Origin of the sequence: Streptomyces sp. NPDC059861, assembly GCF_042731435.1 — a bacterium.
GTDB lineage: Bacteria > Actinomycetota > Actinomycetes > Streptomycetales > Streptomycetaceae > Streptomyces.
In genome coordinates this window covers 1-22,324 of record NZ_JBHWJQ010000018.1, presented here as the reverse complement: position 1 = coordinate 22,324, position 22,324 = coordinate 1, and the positions used below count along the sequence as shown (strand labels likewise).

18 protein-coding genes and 2 pseudogenes are annotated in these 22,324 nt (G+C 72.9%); 11 read left to right on the top strand and 9 right to left on the bottom strand.

The features are described from left to right. Nucleotides 1-25: 25 nt before the first annotated feature. The 7 genes from pelF to ACFV6X_RS17730 all read left to right on the top strand — a co-directional run bounded on the left by pelF (nt 26) and on the right by ACFV6X_RS17730 (nt 7,175). The gene (pelF, locus tag ACFV6X_RS17760) at nt 26-1,537 is read left to right on the top strand and encodes a GT4 family glycosyltransferase PelF (protein ID WP_385384214.1); all 1,512 of its coding nucleotides are present in this window, start codon (nt 26-28) and stop codon (nt 1,535-1,537) included. After that, the gene (locus ACFV6X_RS17755) at nt 1,534-2,979 is read left to right on the top strand and encodes a hypothetical protein (RefSeq protein WP_385384211.1); all 1,446 of its coding nucleotides are present in this window, start codon (nt 1,534-1,536) and stop codon (nt 2,977-2,979) included. Before pelF ends, ACFV6X_RS17755 begins: the two co-directional genes overlap by 4 nt. A gap of 72 nt (nt 2,980-3,051) precedes the next feature. Next, nucleotides 3,052-4,053 carry a GDP-mannose 4,6-dehydratase gene (locus tag ACFV6X_RS17750; protein ID WP_385384208.1) on the top strand — a complete coding sequence of 334 codons (1,002 nt, stop codon included), beginning with the start codon at nt 3,052-3,054 and terminating at the stop codon, nt 4,051-4,053. A 31-nt stretch (nt 4,054-4,084) separates the two neighbouring features. Then, complete coding sequence (locus ACFV6X_RS17745; RefSeq protein ID WP_385384205.1) at nt 4,085-4,798, top strand: NDP-sugar synthase; 714 nt, start codon at nt 4,085-4,087, stop codon at nt 4,796-4,798. Between the two features lie 6 nt (nt 4,799-4,804). Beyond that, nucleotides 4,805-5,731: an NAD-dependent epimerase/dehydratase family protein gene (locus tag ACFV6X_RS17740; RefSeq protein WP_385384202.1), complete on the top strand. Its 927-nt coding sequence runs from the start codon at nt 4,805-4,807 to the stop codon at nt 5,729-5,731. Next, entirely contained in the window at nt 5,728-6,390 is a 663-nt protein-coding gene (locus tag ACFV6X_RS17735; protein WP_385384199.1) for a spherulation-specific family 4 protein, read from the top strand. The genes ACFV6X_RS17740 and ACFV6X_RS17735 overlap by 4 nt, the downstream gene beginning before the upstream one ends. Next, complete coding sequence (locus ACFV6X_RS17730; RefSeq protein ID WP_385384196.1) at nt 6,387-7,175, top strand: endo alpha-1,4 polygalactosaminidase; 789 nt, start codon at nt 6,387-6,389, stop codon at nt 7,173-7,175. Before ACFV6X_RS17735 ends, ACFV6X_RS17730 begins: the two co-directional genes overlap by 4 nt. Before the next feature lie 30 nt (nt 7,176-7,205). On the opposite strand, the gene ACFV6X_RS17725 is transcribed toward ACFV6X_RS17730, so the two are convergent. Further along, complete coding sequence (locus tag ACFV6X_RS17725; RefSeq protein WP_385384193.1) at nt 7,206-8,453, bottom strand: MFS transporter; 1,248 nt, start codon at nt 8,451-8,453, stop codon at nt 7,206-7,208. Nucleotides 8,454-8,589: 136 nt separating this feature from the next. Here ACFV6X_RS17725 and ACFV6X_RS17720 point away from each other — a divergent pair, with 136 nt between their 5' ends. Continuing rightward, nucleotides 8,590-9,549 (top strand): LysR family transcriptional regulator, encoded by a 960-nt coding sequence (locus tag ACFV6X_RS17720; protein WP_385384190.1) that lies wholly within the window; start codon nt 8,590-8,592, stop codon nt 9,547-9,549. Nucleotides 9,550-9,610: 61 nt separating this feature from the next. On the opposite strand, the gene ACFV6X_RS17715 is transcribed toward ACFV6X_RS17720, so the two are convergent. Further along, nucleotides 9,611-10,102 carry a flavin reductase family protein gene (locus ACFV6X_RS17715; RefSeq protein ID WP_385384187.1) on the bottom strand — a complete coding sequence of 164 codons (492 nt, stop codon included), beginning with the start codon at nt 10,100-10,102 and terminating at the stop codon, nt 9,611-9,613. A gap of 232 nt (nt 10,103-10,334) precedes the next feature. On the opposite strand from ACFV6X_RS17715, the gene ACFV6X_RS17710 reads away from it, so the two are divergent. Continuing rightward, complete coding sequence (locus ACFV6X_RS17710; RefSeq protein ID WP_385384184.1) at nt 10,335-14,051, top strand: S8 family serine peptidase; 3,717 nt, start codon at nt 10,335-10,337, stop codon at nt 14,049-14,051. Between the two features lie 315 nt (nt 14,052-14,366). Continuing rightward, nucleotides 14,367-15,581 (top strand): wax ester/triacylglycerol synthase domain-containing protein, encoded by a 1,215-nt coding sequence (locus ACFV6X_RS17705; RefSeq protein WP_385384182.1) that lies wholly within the window; start codon nt 14,367-14,369, stop codon nt 15,579-15,581. 390 nt (nt 15,582-15,971) lie between these two features. Here the strand turns inward: ACFV6X_RS17705 and ACFV6X_RS17700 are convergent, their stop codons facing one another. The 5 genes and pseudogenes from ACFV6X_RS17700 to ACFV6X_RS17680 all read right to left on the bottom strand — a co-directional run. After that, nucleotides 15,972-16,904 carry a hypothetical protein gene (locus ACFV6X_RS17700; protein WP_385384179.1) on the bottom strand — a complete coding sequence of 311 codons (933 nt, stop codon included), beginning with the start codon at nt 16,902-16,904 and terminating at the stop codon, nt 15,972-15,974. Continuing rightward, entirely contained in the window at nt 16,901-17,389 is a 489-nt protein-coding gene (locus ACFV6X_RS17695) for a hypothetical protein (RefSeq protein WP_385384176.1), read from the bottom strand. The genes ACFV6X_RS17700 and ACFV6X_RS17695 overlap by 4 nt, the downstream gene beginning before the upstream one ends. A 3-nt stretch (nt 17,390-17,392) precedes the next feature. Next, nucleotides 17,393-18,616, bottom strand: coding sequence for a macrolide family glycosyltransferase (locus ACFV6X_RS17690; RefSeq protein WP_385384173.1), 1,224 nt, complete (start codon nt 18,614-18,616; stop codon nt 17,393-17,395). After that, nucleotides 18,613-19,479: a patatin-like phospholipase family protein gene (locus tag ACFV6X_RS17685; protein WP_385384482.1), complete on the bottom strand. Its 867-nt coding sequence runs from the start codon at nt 19,477-19,479 to the stop codon at nt 18,613-18,615. The genes ACFV6X_RS17690 and ACFV6X_RS17685 overlap by 4 nt, the downstream gene beginning before the upstream one ends. Before the next feature lie 457 nt (nt 19,480-19,936). Next, nucleotides 19,937-20,599, bottom strand: a pseudogene (locus ACFV6X_RS17680) (nitroreductase); the annotation flags it as partial. Between the two features lie 156 nt (nt 20,600-20,755). On the opposite strand from ACFV6X_RS17680, the gene ACFV6X_RS17675 reads away from it, so the two are divergent. Further along, a complete protein-coding gene (locus ACFV6X_RS17675; protein WP_385384170.1) occupies nt 20,756-21,406 on the top strand; it encodes an FMN-dependent NADH-azoreductase in 651 nt (216 codons plus the stop codon). Nucleotides 21,407-21,542: 136 nt separating this feature from the next. On the opposite strand, the gene ACFV6X_RS17670 is transcribed toward ACFV6X_RS17675, so the two are convergent. Both ACFV6X_RS17670 and ACFV6X_RS17665 read right to left on the bottom strand, forming a co-directional pair. Beyond that, nucleotides 21,543-22,052 (bottom strand): MarR family winged helix-turn-helix transcriptional regulator, encoded by a 510-nt coding sequence (locus ACFV6X_RS17670; RefSeq protein ID WP_385384167.1) that lies wholly within the window; start codon nt 22,050-22,052, stop codon nt 21,543-21,545. Nucleotides 22,053-22,229: 177 nt separating this feature from the next. Beyond that, nucleotides 22,230-22,324: pseudogene (locus ACFV6X_RS17665) on the bottom strand (carboxymuconolactone decarboxylase family protein); the annotation flags it as partial.

Below are 22,324 nucleotides of genomic sequence, written 5' to 3'. Positions count from 1 at the left end.
CACACCTCGGCCGTGGAGCACATCGATGCACGTTCACCCCAGCGGGCGGCACTCCGGCGCGACCCGCGTCACCCTCCTCACCGAAGGCACCTACCCGCACAGTCACGGCGGTGTGAGCGTCTGGTGCGACCAACTCGTCACCGGCATGCCGGACATCGACTTCGACGTCATCGCCGTCACCGGCACCGGCCGTGAGCAGGTCGTCTGGGATCTGCCGGACCATGTCGCCGGCGTCCTGTCCGTACCCATGTGGGGCGACGCCCCGGCGGGCGGCCCGCCCCGCGGCCGCGCCCGCAGGCGGCTCTCGGACGCCTACGAGCGCTTCCTCACCGCGCTGCTCGACCCGGGCGCCGAGCACGGGTTCGCACCCGCCCTGTACACCTTGGCGCACGCGGCGGCGGACGGGGTGCTCAGCCCTTTCCTGCGCGGCGACACCGCCGTCGCGGTCCTGACCGCCGTATGGCGGCGGCCGGGGCTGGCCGTGCGCGAGGCGGGGCCGACGCTGCACGACGCGCTCACGGCGACCGGCCTTCTCGAACACGCCCTGCGCCCGCTGGCCGCGCCACCGCCGAAGGACGGTGTCGCGCACGCCGTCAGCGGCGGGGTCGCCGTACTGCCGGGGCTCGCGGCCCTCGAACGGCACGGTGTTCCCCTGCTGCTGACCGAGCACGGCGTGTACCTGCGCGAGCGCTACCTCGGCTATCGCACCGCCCCCTACCGCTGGCCGGTCAAGGCCGTGATCCTGGGCTTCTTCCGGCTGCTGGCGGAGGAGAGCTACCGCCGGGCGGCACTGATCACCCCCGGCAACCGCTACAACCGGCTGTGGGAGGAGCAGGGCGGCGCCGACCCGGCCTCGATCCGCACGGTCTACAACGGCGTCGACCCCGCCGTGTTCCCCCCGGCCGGCCCCGAGCCGCAGACGCCCACCCTCAGCTGGGCCGGGCGGGTCGACCCGATCAAGGATCTGGAGACCCTGGTCCGTGCCTTCGCCCTCGTCCGCGGCCGGCTGCCCGAGGCGCGGTTGCGGATGTTCGGCGGGACGCCCCGGGGCGGGGAGGCCTACCGGGAGCGCTGCGAGGCGCTGGCCGCCGAGCTGGGCCACGCCGACGCCGTGACGTTCGAGGGGCGTGTCGACGACATCAAGGACGCCTACGCGGCCGGCAACGTCGTGATGCTGTCCAGCATCAGCGAGGGCTTCCCGTTCACGCTGATCGAGGCCATGTCGTGCGGGCGGGCGACCGTCTCCACCGACGTGGGCGGTGTGCGGGAGGCCGTCGGCGACACCGGCCTCGTGGTGCCGCCGCGCGACCCGGAGGCGATGGCCGCCGCCGCGCTGGAACTGCTCGGTGACTTCGCCCGGCGCCGGGCCATGGGCGAGGCGGCGCGGCTGCGCGTGATCGAGCAGTTCACGCTCCGGAAGACCATCGACACGTTCCGCGCCATCTACCACGAACTCGCCACCGGTCCGCAGGAGTCGACCGCCCGGATCGTCCTGCCCGCCCCGGCGGTCACCGGTACGGGGAGCTTCGCCGTATGAGTGGGCCGATGTCCCTCGAACCCGGCGGCGCCGAACAGGACACACTGGCGCTGCGGCTGGCCCGGCCCCGGCGCCGCCGTCCCCGCTGGGCCCTGGACGACACGACGGACGAGAGGGCGGACGGCAGAGCGGACGACAGGACGCTCGCGATCCGCGTGCCGCAGCAGGGTCCCGACGAGGAGGCGGTCAGCGCGCTCGCCGCCGAACTCGCCGACCGTATCGGCCCGGCCGTCCACCCCTACGAGGTGGCCGCGCTGCTGGAGGCGGACGGCCTCTCCGCGTCCGTCATCAACGAGCGCTACGGCCATCCGAACCTGTTCTCCCTGGCGGCCGCGCTGTACGCGCGGGTGCCCCGGACGTTCCCCGAGCCGCCCGCGGCGCCCGACCCGTGGCGGCCCGACACGGTCCGCTGCCTGCTGCGGGGCCTGCTGTTCGCCCTGCCCGCACTGGCCTACCTGCTCACCGCCCCGCTGTGGCCGGTCGCGCGGTACGCCCCTGTCCTGATCGTGGCGGGCATCGCCTCCTGGGCGTGGGGGCAGGCCCTGGGCCACCGCGCGCACCTGCGGCTGGTGACGGGCCGTCGGGAAGCGTCCGCCACCCTGCTGACCGGGTCCCTGCTGGGCGCGGCGGTGGCCACCGGACTCGCCGTACTGCCCGCCCGAGGCGGCGGTACGGTCCTCGTGGTGGCGGCCGGACAGTCGCTGTACCTGGCGGCGGCCGGTGTGCTGCTGGTGCTGGCCCGGGAACGGCTGCTGCTGGCCGCGCTCAGCCCGCTGATCGCGGGCTCCGCGCTGCTGCCGTGGTGGGAACCGGGCCCGGTCCTGCGGTGGGGGCTGCCCCTGCTGGCGCTGCTGGCCACACTCGCCGCCACCGCCCGCGTCCTGTGGGCGGGCCTCGCGACTCCCGCCGCCGGCGGTCCGCGCCCCCGCCTGCTCTCGTCCCTCCCGTACGGCCTGTTCGGGCTGGCCGCGGCGGTGCTGGTCATGCTGGAAGGCCGACGGCACCCGTACGCGGTGATCGCCCTGACGCTGAGCATGGGCCCGGCCGAGTGGCTGCTGTACCGCTACCGGGGCTGGTCCGTCGCCGCCCTGCGGGTCAGCCGGACGCCCCGGGCGTTCGTGCTCCGCTCGGCCGGCGTCCTCGGTCTCTGCCTGACCGGCTACCTGCTGCTGTTGCTGCCTCCGGCGCTGCTCACCGGAGCCGGCCCCGCCGCTCTGCTGCTGCTCGCGGCGGTCCTGTGGACCGCGCTGCTCCTGCAGGCGTTCGGGGTGGCCTGGCCACCGGCCGTGCTCTGCCTGGCGGCCGCCGGTGCCGCCGGAGCGGTCACCTGGCTCCGACCGCCACCTGGCCCGGCCGTGTTGCCGACAGCCTGCGGTGTCGCCGCGGTCTGTCTGGCGGCCTGCGCGATCCGCCTGCTCGGCAGGCCGTCCCCGCACGCCTGACCTCGCCCGTCCTCATCCGCCGCACCCACCGGAGCGGCACGTTGCCCTTCCCACCGACGAAAGGAACCAGAGTTGACCTCCGCACCGCTCGCCGCCGTCACCGGAGCCGAAGGATTCATCGGCTCGCACCTCACCGAGGCGCTCGTGGCCTCCGGCCACCGCGTCAGGGCCATGGCCCAGTACAACTCGTTCTCCTCCTACGGCTGGCTGGAGACCCTCCCCGCCGACGTCCTCGACCATGTGGAGATCGTCCTCGGCGACGTACGAGATCCCGGCTCGGTACGCGGACTGCTCGACGGCGCCGACTGCGCGTACCACCTGGCCGCGCTCATCGCGATCCCGTACTCCTACCAGGCCCCGCACAGCTACGTGGACACCAATGTCACCGGCACGCTCAACGTGCTGGAGGCGGTGCGCGCGCTGGGCACACCGCGTCTGGTGCACACCTCGACCAGCGAGACGTACGGCACCGCGCAGACCGTCCCGATCACCGAGGACCACCCCATCAACACCCAGTCCCCGTACGCAGCTTCGAAGGCGGGGGGCGACCGGCTGGCCGACAGCTACCACGCCAGTTTCGGCACCCCCGTGGTGACGCTGCGGCCGTTCAACACCTTCGGCCCGCGTCAGTCGATGCGGGCGGTGATCCCCACCGTCGTCGGCCAGGTGGCGGCCGGGCAGCGCACCATCACCCTCGGCGACCTGCGTCCCACCCGGGACTTCACCTTCGTCGAGGACACCGCGCAGGCCTTCCTCGCGGTGGGCACCGCCCCGGCCGAGCAGGTCGTCGGCCGCACCTTCAACGCCGGGACCGGCGGCGAGATCTCCGTCGGCGACCTGGTCGCGCTGATCGGCAAGGTCATGGACGCCCCCCTCGACGTCCGCGAGGACGCCGAACGCCTGCGCCCCGCCGCCTCCGAGGTGATGCGGCTCGTCGCCGACGCGACCCGGCTGACGGCGGCGACCGGCTGGCGGCCGGGCCACACGTTGGAGGAAGGGCTCGCGCGGACCGCGCAGTGGTTCGCCGATCCGGCCAACCTCGCCCGCTACAAGACCGGCATCTACAACATCTGACCCGACCGGACGTAACCGCAGGAGGTATGCCATGCACGCAGTCATCCTGGCCGGAGGAAAGGGCGTCCGGCTGCGGCCGTACACCACCGCGCTGCCCAAGCCTCTCGTCCCCATCGGCGACCAGCACGCCATCCTGGAGATCGTGCTGCGCCAGCTGTCCACGGTCGGCTTCACCCACTGCACCATCGCCATAGGCCATTTGGGCGAGATCATCCGCGCCTACGTCGGCGACGGCTCGCAGTGGGGCATGCACGTCGACTACGCCACCGAGGAGAGCCCGCTCGGCACCATGGGCCCGCTGCTCAACCTGCGTGAGCGGCTGCCGGAGCACTTCCTGGTCATGAACGGGGACGTGCTCACCGACCTCGACTACGCCGACGTACTGCGCCGGCACGAGGAGTCGGGGGCGCCGCTGACCATCGCCACGTACGCCCGCAAGGTGCACATCGACTTCGGCGTGCTGACGACGGACGCGAGCCGCGTGGTCGCCTTCACCGAGAAGCCCAGCATCGACTACCGGGTGTCCATGGGCGTCTACGGCGTCTCGCGGGGCACCCTCGACGGCTACACACCCGGGCTGCCGCTGGGCTTCGACGAACTGGTGCTGGACCTGCTCGCCGCACAACGGCCGCCGCACGCCTACGATTTCGACGGCTACTGGCTGGACATCGGGCGCCCCGACGACTACGACCGGGCCAACGCGGAGTTCACCAGCCGCAAGTCGCTGCTGCTCAAAGGAGCCTGAGCACTGATGCGCATCCTCGTCCTCGGCGCCACCGGCTACCTGGGCGGCCACGTCGTCGACCGGCTGCGTGCCCTCCCGAGCACGCGGCTGCTCGTCGGCGGCCGCTCACCCGACGCCGACGTCACCGTCGACCTCGCCCGCGGCGGCCCGCGCGACCTGGCCGAGGCGCTGGCGGCGGCCGCGCCCGCCGTCGTCGTCAACTGCGCGGGAGCGACCGGGGGAGACGCGGTGACCCTCGCGGAGGTCAACGCGCGTGGCCCCGCCGCACTGTGCGCCGCACTGCGCGCGGCGGCTCCCGCGGCCCGACTGGTCCATCTCGGCTCGGCCGCCGAGTACGGCCCCGGCACCCCAGGCCTGCGGGTGACGGAGTCGGACCCGACCAGCCCGGCCGCGCCCTACGGTGCGAGCAAGCTGGCGGGCACGGTGGCGGTGACCGCGTCGGGCCTGGACGCGGTGGTGCTGAGGGTGGGGAACCCGGTGGGCCCCGGGGCCCCGTCCACCGGGCTCCCCGGCCGGGTCGCCGCGCTGCTCGGCGACGCCGGGCGCGATCCGGACGCGACGCTGCGGCTCGGCGATCTGTCGGCACACCGCGACTTCGTGGACGTACGCGACGTGGCAAGGGCGGCGGAGCTCGCGGCCACCGCCGTGGGACCGCTTCCGCCCATCCTCAACGTCGGAGGTGGTGAGGCGATCCCGGTGCGCGAACTGGTGCGGCGGCTGGCGACCGCGGCCGGCTTCCGGGGCCGGATCGCCGAAGCGGGCGGGGGCGGGTCCGCGCGGTCCGCGCAGGTGTCGTGGCAGTGCTCCGACATCACCGCCGCCCGCGACGCCCTCGGCTGGCGGCCGTCCCACTCCCTCGACGCGTCACTGACGGCGCTGTGGGCGGCGGCGGGCGCCCGGTCCGCGCGCCCCGAAGGGGTACCGGCGCCGTGAGCCTGCTGATTCCGCTCTATGTCCATCCGGCCGAGGACCCGGGCGCGTGGCACCGCCTCATCAGCTGCGCCGCCCGCACCTACGCGGTCGTGCTCAACCCCGCGAACGGGCCCGGCGAGGTCTTGGACCCGGCGTTCCTCGCCGCCGCGGAGGCGCTGCGCGCGGCGGGGGCCCGGCTGCTCGGCTACGTCGACACGGACTACGGGTCGCGCGACCCGGCGCAGGTCGTCGCCGACGCGCGCCGGCACCAGGAGTGGTACGCCGCGGACGGCTGCTTCCTCGACCGGACGACGGCGGGCCCGGACGGGTTGCCGGCCTGCCGCCGGCTGGTGCGCTCCCTTCGCAAGCTGGGCATCTCGACCGTGGTCCTCAACCCGGGCGTCCACCCCGCCCCCGGTTACGTGGCGCTCGCCGACCTGACCGTCACCTTCGAGGGCCACTGGTCCACGTACGTCTCGGCGTTCAGCCGCCCGTCATGGACCGAGCGGCAGCCGCCCGAACGGCTCTGCCACCTGGTGTACGGGGTGCCCGCGCCGCTCGTCCCGCTCGCCGTGCGCACCGCGACCCAACGGGGCGCGGCGGTGTGCGGGCCGGTGACGGGGGAGCCGCCCAACCCCTGGTCCCGGCTGACCCCCGCACTGACCGAGGCGGACCGATGAGGCGGCCGGCAGCGGTGTTCACGGCCGTGCTGCTGCTCCTGGCCACCCTCGCCGCCTGCTCCGACGAGCCCGACCGCGCGCCCCGCGCGCTGTGGCAACCGCGCCCCGGACTCACCTGGCAGTGGCAGCTCGACGGCAAGGTCGACCCGTCCGTCGACGTGCCCGTCTACGACATCGACGGTTTTGAGAACGGCGCCGCCGACGTGGCCAGGCTGCACCGGGACGGCCGCAAGGTGATCTGCTACATCAACGTCGGCGCCTGGGAGGACTACCGCCCCGACCGGAAGGCCTTCCCCCGCTCCGTGCTGGGCGGGCCGAACGGCTGGCACGGCGAACGCTGGCTCGACATCCGCCAGGTCGCGGTCCTGCGGCCCCTCATGGAACGCCGGTTCGACATGTGCCGCGACAAGGGCTTCGACGCGGTGGAACCGGACCTGGTGGAGGGCTACGCCAACGACACCGGATTCCCCCTGACGGCGAACGACCAGCTGCGCTACAACCGCATGATCGCCGAAATCGCCCACGAGCGCGGCCTGGCCGTGGGCCTCAAGAACGACCTGGCCCAGATCCCCCAACTCCTCGACCACTTCGACTTCGCGGTCAACGAGGAGTGCGCCCAGTACGACGAGTGCGCACTCCTCGAACCCTTCGTCGCATCGGGCAAGGCGGTCTTCCACGTGGAGTACGCGGAGCCCACGGGCCGCTTCTGCCCGCAGGCACGTCAGCTGCGGTTGTCGTCGATGCTCAAGAAGCCGGAACTGGGCACCTGGCGCAAACCGTGCTGACCGCGGTCACGAGCTGCCGCGCCGCGACCCTCACCGGCCGCGGCCCGGTGCGGACTCCGGCTCGCAGGACGGCGCTCCCGCGCGACGGGGGAGCAGCAGCGGGGTCGCCAGCAGGAGCACGCCGGCCAGGCCGATCGCCGTACGCGGGCCGAGCAGGCCGCCCAGCACGCCCCAGACGGCCGTCAGGAGCGCGGTCGAGGCCTTGGTCGTCACCGCCCAGGCGGACAGCGTGCGGGTGACCCGGTCGGTCGCGGTGCGCCGGAGGCGGTAGGTGGCGTGGACGGGGTTGAAGACCCCGCAACAGAAGATGAGCCCGAACTCGACGCCCATCACCAGGAGCAGTCCGCCGGTGCCCGGCCCCAGGAAGGCCAGGCCGACGGGCCAGATCGCGCGCAGCGCCCCGGACGCGACCAGGACCTGGTGCTGCCCGAACCGGGTCACGAGCGGCCTGGCCAGCCGGGCACCGAGCAGCCCGCCGAGCGAAGGCGCGGCGAACGCGAGTCCGTACTGCCACGGCGCGAACCCGAGGCGGCCGAGCATCAGAACGGCCAGCAGCGGCGAGGTGGCCATCACCAGGCCGTTGAACAAGGCGGTGTTGAGGAAGAGCGGACGCAGCGTGGCGTCGGCGAGGACGTACCGCCAGCCGTCGAGCAGGTCACCGGCTCTCAGGCGCGCGCTCTCCCGGCGCTCGGGGGGCGGCTCGTGTCCGCCGATCGCGCGGATGCCGAGGGCCGAGACCAGGTAGCTGACGGCGTCGGCCACCACCGTGGCCACCGGACCGAGGAACCCGATCGCCGCGCCGCCCAGCGGCGGCCCGATGATCGTGGTCGTCCAGGCCGTGGACTCGAACCGGGCGTTGGCGACGAGCAGGTCCTCGGCCGGCAGCGACGTCTTCAGGTACGCGCCCCAGGCGGCGCGGAACGTGATGTCGGCTGCCGCGACGACCACCGAGACCAGCAGCAGTTGGAGGAAGGTGAGCACGCCGAGCACGAACGCGGTGGGGACCGTCAGCAGCGCGGCGCACCGCACCAGGTCCATCGCGATCAGCACGTGCCGCTTGCGGCGGAACTCCACCCACGGGCCGAGCGGCACCGCCACGGCCGCGCCCACGGCGGCCCCCACGGAGGAGAGCGCGGAGACCTCGGCCGGTCCGGCGTGCAGCACCTGGATGGCGATCAGCGGGAACGCGCCGAAGGCGAGCCACGTGCCGAGCGCGCCGGCCGTGTACGCCCCCCAAAGCCACCCGAACCGCCGCCCCAGCCGGTGCCCGCTCCCCATCACCGACGCTCCTCACCAATGCACTGCGCACAACCGATCCGCGACCGGAAGCATCCAAGCGAGCGCCATGACCAAGGGTCAAACAACCCGCTGGCCGCACAGCCACAACCAATGGTTGTGACCATAGGGTGTCGGTATGGACCTCGACACCGTCCGGACGTTCGTCGCCGCCGCCGACGCGGGGCAGTTCCAGGAGGCCGCGACCGACCTCGCGGTCACCCAGCAGGCTGTCTCCAAGCGCATCGCCACGCTGGAGCGCAACCTCGGAGTGCGCCTGTTCACCCGAACCCCGCGCGGCGCCGAACTCACCATCGACGGGCAGGCGTTCCTGCCCCACGCGCGCGAACTCCTGCGCGTCGCCGAGCGCGCGGTCGCCTCCGTGCGCACCGGCCGCCGTCCGCTGCGCGTCGACATCATCGCCTCGCGCGGGGCGGCGTCGGGCCTGATGCGCGGCTTCCACCGGGCGTACCCCGAGATCGAGCTCGACGTGGTGATGCTGTTGGACATCGAGACGGCCGTCGCCGCCGTCCGGTCCGGTGCGATCGACGCGTCCTTCCGTGCCGTCGCCGCGCCCGGCCGGCCCCTGCCCGAGGACATCGACTCCGTCCGGGTGCTGGACGAGCCGCTCCAACTCCTCACCGGCCCCGCGCACGCGTTGGCAAGCGCCCGGTCGGTGACCCTCACGGAGCTCGCCGGGCACCGGATCTGGATGCCCGGCATCGTCCCCGGAACCGAGTGGGCCGCCTACTACGACGACCTCGTCGCCGAGTTCGGACTGACCATCGAGGCGACCGGCCCCAACTTCGGCTCCGACGCGCTCCTCGACACCATCGCCGACACCCCGGCCCTGGCCACCTTCATGGGCGGCCACACCCGCCTCGTCTGGCCCGCCGGCCACGGCCTGCGCCGGATCCCGGTGACCCACCCGACGCCCGTCTACCCGCACTCGCTCCTCTGGCACCGGGACAACCCGCATCCCGCGCTCGCCACCCTCCGCGCCCACCTCGCCGCCACGGCGGACGGCCGCGACGCCGCCGGGACCTGGACACCCGACTGGACACCGGCCCGGACACCGGACGGGGTGCCGGCGCGTTGAACGACGCCGCGTCCACGCTCGCCGTGCCCCGATCGACGGGAAGTGGCTCGGAGGAGTGGAATCAGTCCACGGGATGCCCGGGGTCGATGCCGTGGGCGTCGCTGAGCCGGAGCAGCGGTCCGCCGGAGTCCTCCCGTACGCCCCACTCGACCGGGTCGAGGACGAACCCGATGTGATCGCCTCCGCCGACCCGCCCCACGACCTGACCGACGAACCACGCCTCGGCGTCCTCCAGGACGACGGTGCCGCCGTGCCCCTGTCGCCGGCGGACGTCCCGGAACTTGTCGTCCCCGTCGTCGCCGGTCCGCCCGCCGAAGATCTCGGCCAGCCCCAACTGCTCCCGGGCCAGCAGATGGACGGCCAGAAACTCCGCGGACCGCGCCACCCGGAAGGTGTGGTTGGCCTCGGACAGCCACACCACGAACCGCATCGGGCGCAGAGAGCACTGCGAGGCGAACCCGACGAGGCATCCGGCGCGTTCCCCGCCCGCCACGGCGGTCACCACACACATGTCGGGATCGAGCCGGTCGGTGAAAGCGTCCATGTCCGGCATGTCCAGGCCCCTCCTGTCTCTTCGGCCCGCTCCGCTCGACGGCCATCGGTCGATCACTCGAGAAGTACGCCCTCTGTGTGCCCCCAACTCGCCGGATGTCACTGGATATACCCCGCGTCGCAACTGCGCCATGGCACAACCGCGACGCCACCCGACTCTTGAGCACGGCCGGGGGCGACCGGACGATCAGGGTCTTCCACTCTTCACAAGAGTCCGAGGAGTCCCCTTGCGCATGGTTCCCATCCCCAGACCCGGGCTGATCGCGCTCGGCGCGGTCACAGCCCTGGTACTCGGGGCCGTACCGGCCGCCACCGCCGTACCCGGTCACCCGGCCGGTGCCGTGCCGCCCGCCGGTACCGCACAACGGTCACCCGGCAACGGCAGCACACACACCGTCACGCTGATCACAGGTGACAAGGTCACCATCGGCACCGCCGCCGACGGCACCGTCATCCGGTCCTTCGAAGGCGCCGACGGAACCACCAGCAGCTACCACCGGGCCGTCCTCGACGGCGCGACGTACGTCTACCCCGACTCCGTCCTGCCCTACGTCAGCGCCGGAAAGCTCGACAAGCGGCTGTTCAACGTGACGCAGCTGATAGCCGACGGCTACGACGACGCGCACGCCGAACGGCTGCCGCTCATCGTTCGCTACACCGACGCCGCGGCCAGGTCCCGGACCCGGCCGACGGTGGCGGGCGCGACGGTCGTCCGCCGGCTGAACAGCATGCAGGGCGCCTCCCTCGCCCAGAACCGCGAGAAGGCCACGGCGTTCTGGTCCGCGCTCACCGGCGACAAGGGCTCCGCGACGGCCCGTGGCGCGAAGCCCGCCTTCACGAACGGCATCGCCAAGGTGTGGCTCGACGGCAGGGTGCAGGCCGACCTGTCGGAGTCGACCGCGCAGATCGGCGCGCCGCAGGTCTGGGAGAAGGGCAACACCGGCAAGGACGTGAAGGTCGCGGTCCTCGACACCGGCGTGGACCCCGAACACCCCGACCTCGCCGAACGGATCGACGCCGGCGCCAACTTCGTCCCCTACGAGGCGGACGTCACCGACTACCACGGTCACGGCACGCACGTCGCCTCGACGATCGCCGGCACCGGCAGCGCCTCCGAAGGCAAGGAGCGGGGCGTCGCCCCCGGCGCCCGCCTGGGCATCGGCAAGGTTCTCGACAACGAGGGCCGGGGCCAGGAGTCCTGGATCATCGCGGGCATGGAATGGGCCGCCCGGGACCAGCAGGCCAAGATCGTCAACATGAGCCTGGGCGGCGGCGGAGACCACACCGACCCGATGAGCGAGGCCGTCGACCGGCTCAGCCGCGAGACGGGCGCGCTGTTCGTCGTCGCCGCGGGCAACGGCGGCCCGAAGTCCGTCACCAGTCCCGGCGCCGCGGACTCCGCGCTGACCGTGGGCGCCGTCGACTCCGCGGACCGGCTCGCCGAGTTCTCCAGCCAGGGCCCGCGTGACGGCGACGCCGGCCTCAAGCCCGAGATCACCGCGCCCGGCGTCGACATCCTGGCGGCGCGCACCCACTACCGGCGGGGCGGCACGGGCTTCTACACCACGATGAGCGGCACGTCGATGGCGACACCGCACGTCGCCGGTGCCGCCGCGCTGCTGGCCGCCGCGCACCCGGACTGGACCGGCGCGCGCCTGAAGGAGGCACTGGTCAGCAGCGCCGAAGCCACCCCGGCGTACACGCCGTACCAGGCGGGTGCCGGCCGGCTCGACGCCGCGGCGGCGGTGCGTGCCTCGGTCTTCGCGACCGTCAGCGCCTACTCCGGCTTCCACACCTGGCCCGCGAAGCCGGGAGAGACCGACGTCCAGAAGGTGACGTACACCAACGTCGGCGACACCCCGGTGAGCCTGGACCTCGCGATCGACGCCGCCACCGCCCCGGCGGGGCTGTTCGCCCTCTCCGAGGGCCGGATCACGGTGCCCGCCCACGGCACCACCTCGGTCTCCCTCACCGCGGACCTGGCACGGCTGCCGGCCGACCAGCCCCTCAGCGGCATGATCACCGCCACGGACGGTGCCGGTGAGGTCCGGGCCCGCACCCTGATCGGTGGTGCCAGGGAGGGACGGCGACAGAATCTGACCCTGGTCGCCAAGGACCGTTCGGGCAAGCCGCTGACCGGCCGGGTCTACCTCCTCTCCGAGGGCCGCTTCGAGGTCCTGGATCTCGACGCGTCCGGCACCGGCACCGCCCGGCTGCCCGAGGGCAGCTACAACGGATGGCTGATCGCCGACGTACAGGGAGCGGAGGGAACCCACTCGCTGGGGATGGCGCTGCTCGCCTTCAACGACGTGCTGCTCGACCAGGACCGCACGGTCACCCTGGACGGCCGCAAGGCCCGCCAGATCCTCGCGCGCGCACCGCAGCAGACCACTGCCGTCGCACCCCGGCTGGACGTCCAACGGTCCTTCAGCGACAGCCTGTTCGCGACCTCCATGCTGCCCAACCCGTCCTACGACAGCATCTGGGCGCTGCCGACCGGCAGGAAGGTCACCGACGGCGCCTTCGACTTCGGTGCCCGCTTCCGCCTGGAGCAGCCGGCGCTGACCGTGGGCACCGGGACGCGGACCTACGACGACCCGCTGGTCAAGCGCGCGGCCCAGCCGCTCCCGGCCGGCACCAGGACACTGAAGGCGGTCTTCGCCGACGAGGGGACGGCCGGGGCACTGGCCCGGCACGACGTGCGCGGCAAGGCCGTCGTGGTGCGGCGCGGCGACACCGTTGAGATCCGGGAGCAGGCGGAGGCCGCCGCCGCGGCGGGCGCGCGGCTCCTCCTGGTCGTCAACGACGGCATCGGCCGGCTGCAGCCCTGGGACGAGCACCCCCACGGCCCGGCGAGCCCGGCCCCGCTGACGGTGGCGACACTCGACGCCGACCAGGGCACCGACCTGATCGACCGGCTGCGGCGCGGCCCGGTCGCGCTGAAGGTGACCTCGCATCCCACCACCGACTACCTCTACGACGTGGTGCACCACTGGACCGGCGCGGTCCCGGCGGACCCGACCTGGCGTGTGCAGCCGCACGAACTGGCCCGGGTGGACGTCTCCTTCCGCAACCCCCGGCCCGCCAAGGCCAACGAGTTCCGCTACGACCTCTGGGAGGGCTGGACGGCCGGAAACCAGCTCATGACGCCCGCCCAGGGTGAGCGGACCGACTGGGTCACCGCCGGCGCCGACTGGGTGGAGGCGGCCATCGTCGTCGGGGAGACCGGCCAGGAGTCGATCGACATCCTGCGCTACGCGCCCCGGAAGAGCGATGAGGTCAACTGGTTCGGGCCCATCCAGCGGCCCCGGATGAGCGCGCGCGGCTCCCAGCCGGTGCGCTACCTCGACACCATGTACATCCCCGCGCCGGGCTGGGGCGACTCCGGCGCCGGCCACGTCGGAGACGCCTACGGCAACTACGACGCGGTCAACCGGGTGTCGCTGCACCAGGGTGACCGCGAGCTCGACTGGGGCAACGCCGAGCGCCTCACGACTCCCGAACTCGCCCCGGAGCGCCTGCCCTACCGGCTGGTGGTCGACAACGACCGCGGCGCCTGGGAACACCCGTACTCGACACACACGTCGACCGAGTGGAAGTTCACCTCCGCGGTCAGCGGCACCGAGTCGGCCGAAGCCCTGCCGCTGATCCAGCTCGACTACGACGTGGACACCGACAAGGCCGGACGGGCGGACCGGCGCGCCGAGCTGACGGTGACGGCCTCGCATCTGCCGGGCACGACGGCCACCGTCGGGAAGCTCTCGGTCGAGGTCTCCTACGACGACGGGACGACCTGGCACCGGTCCGACCTGGACCGTCACGGTGACGGATGGCGCACGAGCCTCGAGGCCCCCAGGACCGCGGCCTTCGCCAGCCTCCGGGTCACCGCCCGGGACAGCGCCGACAGCACCGTCTCACAGACGATCAACCGGGCCTTCGGCCTGCGCTGACGTCACCGAACAGCACCCACACGGGCGGGACCGCAGCCGGCGGCCCCGCCCGTCGGCGTCGCGGCGGGCACCGCGCCTCGCGGCCGCCCGCGGTCGGCCGGCGGACGAACCGGAGCGCAACCAAGTCGGCGGCGCTGAAAACGCGGAGAGCGCCCTGCTGCACGACCCCGCGCTCGTGCTCCTCCCGTCCAGCCGGTGAATTTCCCGCCCGGCGGACACTCCTGCCACGCTGTCCGCGAGATGATCCGCCAGCCACGCTCCGAGAGGTCCGCCATGCACCAGCCCACCTCGACCTCACCCCGTCCACCCAAGAGGTTGGGGGCAGTTGACCGGGCCTTCCGCGCGGCCGCCGCCGGTCCGCTGCCCATGGGCATCATGCTGGACTTCGACGGTCCCGCCCCCACGCTGTCCAGCGTGCGAGCCCGGGTCGCGGGGCGCGTCGCGGACATCGCCTCCCTTCACTACCGGGTCGACAGCGACGAGAAGGGGCTGAGGGCGGTCGGCGAGCTCGCGGTGGACGAGCACGTGCACCAGCTCGACCTTCCGCGAGAGGAGCACGACAGCCCGAACGGCGGGGCCCGGGCGGCCGACCGCATGATGATCAGCACTCCGCTGACGTCGAGCCGACCGCCGTGGGACCTGTGGCTGATCCCCAGGGCGCAGGGCCACTCGCTGTGCTTCCGCTCCGACCACGCGCTCAGGGACGGCGCCGCCGCCGTCTGCATCACCCGTGCTCTGCTGGACGATCGTCCTGGCTGGCAGCCACGGATGCATCCCGCGGTGATCCCTGGTTGGCGCGGCTTCACCTCGGTGACAGGACAAGCCCTCCGTGCCCTGCGCTCCCCGGAGGTACCCCCGGCCTTCGCGGCCGATCCCGCCGAGACACAGAGCATGTTGCACGCCGACATCGCCCTCGACCACCTTCACGCAGCGCGCCGCGTGCACGGCGGTACCGTCAACGACGTCTATCTGGCCGCCCTTTCGCAGGCCGTCCGGCGCTGGCACGAGGAACGCACCGGCCGGACACACCCCCCGATGCCGATCTCGATGCCCCTGTCGGTGCGAGCGCCGGGCCAGGAACTGGCCGTCGGCAACGCACTGGTGACCGCGCGGGTGACCTTGCCCTGCGCACACGGCGATTCTCGCCAGGCACTCGAGCACGTCATCTCCCAGACGGAACATCTCCGGCGCAGCCACCATCGCCACGCCGCCCGGCTCATGCTGGGCACCCTGCCTTCGGCAGTCGGGATGCGGGCGGCCCTGCGCCTGGCCGACGCCGAGGCGGTTCCTGCCCTGGCGTCCACCATGGAAGTCGGGCCCCGGTTCACCCACCAGGGTCAACGGGCGACGCACGCCGCCATGTTCATCGCCCTGGCCGGCGGGCTGCGCTGCTACACCGCCCTCACGACGTATCAGGACAACGCACGGCTCACGGTCGTACACGATGACGGCCTCACGGGCATCGGCCGCCTCGGCGACCACTGGCTCACCGCGGTGGGCGAACTCGCCGCGGCGCCCCGCAGGAACTGATCGGCGAGCAGAGTCCCGCCCCCGCGACGTGGGCTGCTCCGGGTCCGCCGACCGGGCTCCCACGGCCCACGACACTCTGCGCACCCGCGCCCCCTGCGCTGACGGGTCGCCGTTGCCGCTGCGGCCTGGGGGGGGTGGTGCTGGGCCGCGGTGCGGACATCACGGAGGTCCTCTCCGTGGTGGTTGGTTGTCAGCGGTGTGCGGGAGCGTCAGCTACAGCGAGCGCCGTGGTCACCGGCCGGGCCGGGTGCGCGGCGTCCGCCTCCGCTGCACGTGCCTTCATCGCGGGTCGGCCGGGGTCGGGAGCTGGGGGAGCGGCGGGTGACGGAGGCCAGGACGGCCGTCGTGCGCAGGGCGACCCTGCGATTCGCCCTGCGCACGAGGCCCCGGCTAGGGGCGGTCCGTCGCCACCGTCGTCCTGCGGTGGGCACGGATGAGCGCGATCACCGTCTCCGCCGTGCGGGCAAGGTGGCTGCGGCCGTCGGGCGACTGCGCCGACGGGCTGATGTAGCTGAGCGGCCCGACGTGAGTGGCCGGGTCGAGCCGGTACTCGGTGATCTTTCCGGCGCGCGCGGCCCGGTTCCAGCCGCTGGCCCGGAACAGCGGCCAGCGCTGGGGGAAGATCCAGGTGCCGAGCCGCTCGATGCGGTCGCCGGCACTGGTCAGCCGATAGAGGTGCTCGGCATGGGTGAGGTCGTTGGCGCCGTTGTGGAACCCACCGAGCATGATCAGCAGGAGCGGGGAGCGCAGCTGCGCGTGCAATTGGGCGACAGCGCCGGTGGCGACCTGCGCGCCGCCGCTGTAGCTGAGCAGCACCACGGGGATCCCGCTGTCGGATTCGTAGCCGGCGAGCCGGAGCTGGGTGGCGATCTGGGAGCCGACGGCCCGGTTGTACAACGGGCGGTACCGGCGGTCGGCGGCGACGAAGATCTGCATGACGTTGTGCAGGAACAGCAGCAGTCCGACGCGACGCTGCAACCAGGCCCACACCGGCCGGTCGGCGAGCGGGTCGGCCAACGGCGAGTACGGCTGCACCTGGCCCAGCACCCGCAGTTCCGGGGCCCCGGTGAGCAGGGCCTTGACCAGCTGGCCGCCGTCCCGGCTGTCGCGGACGCGCCGCTTGCCGATGCCGTCGAGGTAGACCAGGTAGGCATCCGGGGGAGTGTCCGGCTCCGCGCCCCGGGCGTAGGGCACGCCCTGGGGCAGCGCGGTGACGGGGGCACGCCAGCCGGCGCCGTAGGCCATCACCTCGTAGCGGGCCAGCAGGGCTTCGGCGAGGAGGGCAGGCCCGATCGTGAAGACCCAGAGCAGGAAACTGTTCATGCGAGCGACTCCCGCGATCCGGCGGTGCTGAGATTCACTACCAGACGTCGAACGGCCTCCACGGCGAGACCGAGCCCCACCCCGGCGACGGCCACGCAACCCACGGCGGTCCACCACCCCAGCCCGGTCGCCGTGGCGAGAGGCTCGGCCAGACCGGCCCCGACCCCGATGAAGAGCAACAGGTGGAGCACGGGCCCGAGCCAGGGGAACGCGAGCACGGCGGAGAGCATCAGCGGGGCGGCCACGCCCGGTGTCCACACCAGCCCGTCACCAGGCGGTGGGGAGGACACCACCAGTTCGGCCAGATTCCACGCGGTCAGCGGCCACAGCGCGAACACCGCACTCTCGACGAGGCCACCGGCGAGCAGCAACGAGGCCACCAGAGTCCGCGGCATGCCGGGCCGGCGCACCACCAGGGGCAGGATGCGCCCGGCGGCCTCCGACACCCCGGCGAACAGCAGCAGGAGGACGACGGCAAGTGACATGGCTCAGCCTCGCCGCGACTGTTCGCCGGACGCCGGCCGACCGGACGACCCGGCCGCGCGCACGTACTGTTCGAGCTCGTCGGCGGCGCGCCGGTAGCCGCCCGCCGCGTGCAGGGCGTCCTGCAGGGTGGAGGCGGCCTCGCGGAACCGGCTGTCGCGGAGCAGCCGCCGGGCGAGGGCCCGTACGGAGCCCTTGGTGACGTCCTGGGGGCGGATCGACAGGCCGGCGCCGACCTCCACGACGCGCCGGGCCACGATCGGCTGGTCGGCGCCCAGCGGCACGACCAGCATCGGAACCCCGGCGTAGATGGCCTCGTTGACGCTGTTCATCCCGCCATGGGTGACGAACATCGAGGCACGGGAGAGCACCTCCGGTTGCGGGACGAAGCGGCGGGCGAGCACATTGGCCGGCAAGGGGCCCAGCGCGTCGGGATCGGTCTGCCCGGTCGACACGACGACGGTGCCGCCCAGGGGCGCGAGCGCCGTGGCGAAGCTGCGCAGCAGGCGCGGGTCGGAGTCGAACACGGTGCCCAGGGAGGCGTACAGGACGGGGTCGTGCAGCCGGTCGACCGAGAACGACGAAACCGTCGTGCGGGCGCCGATGCTCGGACCGACGAACCGGTAGCTCTCGTCGAACCTGTCGGCGGAGGGCTGGAAGTCCCGTGCCGTGTACACGAGGTTGAGCGGCTGGCGGATGTTTCCCATGTCGAACCAGGGCAGCCCCGTCGTGTCGAAGTCATGGCGCAGTCGCAGGCGTGAGCGCAGATGGTTCCTGAGGCTGCCGGGGCGGGCCGCCGCCGCGACCAGCAGGTCCCACGAGCCGCGGGTGGGGCTGGGCACCTGCCTGTTGTACGCGAACGTCGTGAACGACGACACCGCCGGGACCCCGAGTGCGCGAGCGGCGACGGCGCCCCACGGACAGGTGCTGTCGTGCACGATCAGGTCGGGCCGTATCCGTCGCAGGTCGTCGATCACCGTGGGCACCATGCGGACGGCCGCGCCCGTCAGCGCCTCGATCAGGGTGAGCGGGGTCGGCGGATCGGGGAGCGGCTGCTGAGCACCGGGGTAGAGACACACCGTCGCGCCGGCGGCAGCGACCTCCTCACGGAACGAGGGGGAGGTGTGGTACGTGACGGAGTGGCCACGTCGTACGAGCTCGGCCACGAGCGGCAGCGTCGGGTTGACGTGCCCGTGCATGGCGATGTTGAGGAAGGCGATGGTACTCAAAGAGCGCTCCGCGAGAGGGAATGGGTCGATGCCTCGCCCGGATCGGCAGACGCCGCCGGAGGTTCCTCGGTCCGGTACAGGCCGGGCCCGTTGATGCGCAGCCCGTCGAGGAACTGTCCCGCCGTGCGGTGCGCGGTGCTGATCAGCCGCTGCGACTGGCCGAAGTCCCACGGGGAGGGCCAGGCCTCGATGCCGGTCGGCAGTACGACGGTCGGGATGTGCCGGGACACGGCGTCGAGGTCACGCTCGATCTGATGCTGTATCAGCAGGAGCCCGGCCCTCGCGGCGATCGCGCGGGCCCGCCGGTTCGGGACGGGCAGGTGCAGCGCCGAGCTCCCCGGCCCGGTCGTCAGCACCACCACGCTGGCCGCCCCGGCCCGCAGGGCCGCAAGGACCGGAACGTAGGCGATCACGCCGCCGTCGACGAGGGTGCGGCCCTCTCGGTCCACCGGGGGCAGCATCCCGGGGATCGCCGTGCTGGCCAGCAGTGCGGACTCGAGGTCCCCGTGGTCGAGCGACACCGGAGCGCCGGTGGCGAGGTCCATGGCCACCGCGGTGAACGGGACCGCCAGGTCCTCGATCCGGGAGGGCAGCCCGGACCTGGCGATGAGCCGGCGCAGACCGCGGTCGGTGAAGAGGCTGGTGCGGGAGGGCAGGTAGCCGAGCGGATACACCTCACGGCGTCGCAGCTGGGTCCACACGCCGTCGAGCCACGGTGCGGCGCCGGTGGGGTGGGCCGCCGCGATGGCTCCGGTGAGGGCTCCCACGGACGTTCCAATGATCATGTCCGGGGTGAATCCGCGTTCCTCCAAGGCGTACCCGACACCGGCATGCGCCGCTCCGAGCACGCCGCCCGCGCCCACCACCACGGCTACGGGCCGGGGAAGGGTGGACAGGCCGGCCGGCAGGGGGCCTTCGGGCCCCGGGCTCGACGGCAGGGGACGCGTCCCCTGGCCGCCGTTCGGGGTGCGGCGCTTATCGTGGCCACGTCCCCTGGTCGCGTCCCCGCTGCTGAAACCCGGACGCGCCCATGTGGCCGGTACCCGGCCACAGGCATTTCTCATGATCAACCTCTCTCACCACGGCACGGATCGGGACCGGTTCTCAGCCGGGCGGCACCCCGATCTGGGAGGCGAGGCGCCCGACGCGCCTGGTGAGGCCGTCGCCGAGGCGCGCGACGACGCCGCGCACTCCGCGCGGGCGAGGCGCAGGCCGCTTGGCGGGAGCCGTGGTGCTGCTTCGTGGCCGGGGAGGCCTTGAGGTGGCGCAGGTCGCTGTCGGCCCCTGCGGCAGGCGCGGTGCGGGTGCGGCGTCCGCTGTGTCGACGAACGTGACCGTCTCGTCGAGCGGCGCCCGGCCCGTACGGGGCTCGGTCGCCCTGAGGTCCGCGAAGCCGATCGACATGCCGCAGAAGAGGAGGAGCTCGTCCGGCGGTCCCAGGACCTCCGCGACGGTCTCGTGGTACTTCGCCCACGCCATCTGCGTGCAGCTGTGCAGTCCCTCGGCGCGCAGCAGCAGCATGACGGTCTGCAAATACATGCCGACGTCGGACCACTGGGCCGGGCCCATGTCGCGATCGACGTAGCAGAACAGGGCGGCGGGTGCGCCGAAACAGTTCCAGTTCGCGGCCGCGGCCCTCTGGCGGGCCTCCAGGTCCTCGCGCGCGATGCCGAGTGCGCCGTAGCGCTGCTCGCCGAAGGCGGCCCGGCGCTCGCGGTACGGGGACTTCAGCGCCGGCGGGTACTGCTGGTACTCCGGCTCGTCCCAGGGGTCGCACGCCGTCAGCCGCCTGCCGGTGCGCTTCTTGAGCTCGGTCAGCGCCCCGCCGGTGAGTACGTAGGTGTGCCACGGCTGGAGGTTCGAAGCGGAGGGTGCCCATGCCGCACCGGAGAGAACGCGCTCCAGTACCTCCGTGGGGACATGCCGGTCGGTGAATGCCCGCACCGCCCGTCGGCTGGTGACCGCCTCATAGACATCGAACATCGTCCACCTCCCATGTGCTCGCCCCCCACGTTGGTTGCATTCGCGTTGGTTGCATTCACGATAGTATCACTCGAGACAATCTCGTCCGTAACTATGATCCAGCACAATCCCCAGCCCTTGGTCCCCGCCTCGGGCGTCGCTTTTCGGAGGAAGCCCATGGTCACGCTGCTGCACATCGACTCGTCCCTGTTTCCCGGCGGGCTGTCCGCGTCCCGCGCGGTCACGGACGTTTTCCGCAAGGCCTGGGAGGAGCAGCACCCCGACGGCTTGGTGATCTACCGCGACCTCGCCGTCGACCCGGTCCCGCACATCGGCATCGACGCCCACACCGCCGCCTTCGCCGCCCCGGCGGAGCGCACCCCGGAGCAGTCCGCGGCGTTCGCCCCGCGCGAGACACTCATCGAGGAGCTGGAGCGGGCGGACGCCATCCTGATCGGCGCCCCCATGTACAACTTCACGATCCCGTCGACCCTCAAGGCGTGGCTGGACAACGTGATCCTGCCCGGCCGCACCGTCGGCGAGGCGCCTTCCGCCGAGGGCACCCCGGTCACCGTCGTCGCCAGCCGCGGCGGCTCCTACGCGCCGGGCACCCCTCGCGAGGACTTCGAATACGTGCGGAACTACCTGGAGGCCGTGCTCAAGGGCAGCCTCGGCCTGGAGCCCGACTTCATCGTCCCGGAACTCACCATGGCCCCGCGCAACCCGGCCATGGCCGAACTGGTCCCCCTCTACGAGGCCTCCCGCCGGCGTGCATTCGAGGACGCGGCGGCCAAGGCCAAGGCGCTCGCGGAACGGCTCGCGGGCTGACCCCATGGGACAAGGCGCCGTGTGACGACTCTCGGTTCAGGTCGTCACACGGCGCCGTCATGGGCCCGCCTCGCAGGCCTGTCGCGGCGAAGGGGCCGGGGTGAACTCGGCGCGGGCGAGGCCGGCGTCCTCACCGTCAACCGCCGGGGCGCGCCTGCGCTCCAGACGCTTCGTCCGAGGGATAGGCGAAGCGGGTCAGCAGATCCGCCAGTTGCTCGGGCTCTCCGGGGCTCAGTTCGGCGACCAGGCGCTCGGCCAGGGGTCCCGCCGCCACGTGGGCCGCGTCGAAGAGTTCGACCCCCTGAGGCGTGATCTCCACCGCCCGCGCCCGGCGGTCCCCCGGAACGGCCTTGCGCTCGGCGAGCCCCCTGCGCTCCAGGTCGTCCACGACCCGCATGACGCCCGCCTTGTCCGAACCCGTGGCGACGGCCAGGTCCCGCTGCATCGTCGGCCCCTGCTCCACCAGCACGATCAGCACGGCGAAATGCCGCAGCTCGATGCCGAGCGGCCGAAGTGCCTCCGTCATCACCGCGGCCGCGCGCCAATGCGCCCGGCGCAGCAGCAGGCCGAGCGCGAAGGGCGAAGCGTCCCCCGGGCGGTCGGTCGCACGCGAGGTGGTGGATTTTTCAGGGGCGTCGGCGGCCATGAGTGCACATTACCAGCCACGTTTCATTCGATACGGTATCGCCTGAGCCCGAGCCTGGCCGTGGGTGCGGTCGCCCTCGGGGCGAAGCCGGGCTCCGGCCCGAGGGCGGAAGTGCGGGCACTTCGGGGTCCGTCTCCCCGGCAGGAGGTCGGGGTGACGGGGAGACGGACGGTGTGCTCAGCCGAACTGGCCGGGCTGGTAGCTGCCGGCGGGCTGCTGGTTGATGACGTTGATGCGGTTGTAGGCGTTGATGACGGCGATGAGGGAGATGA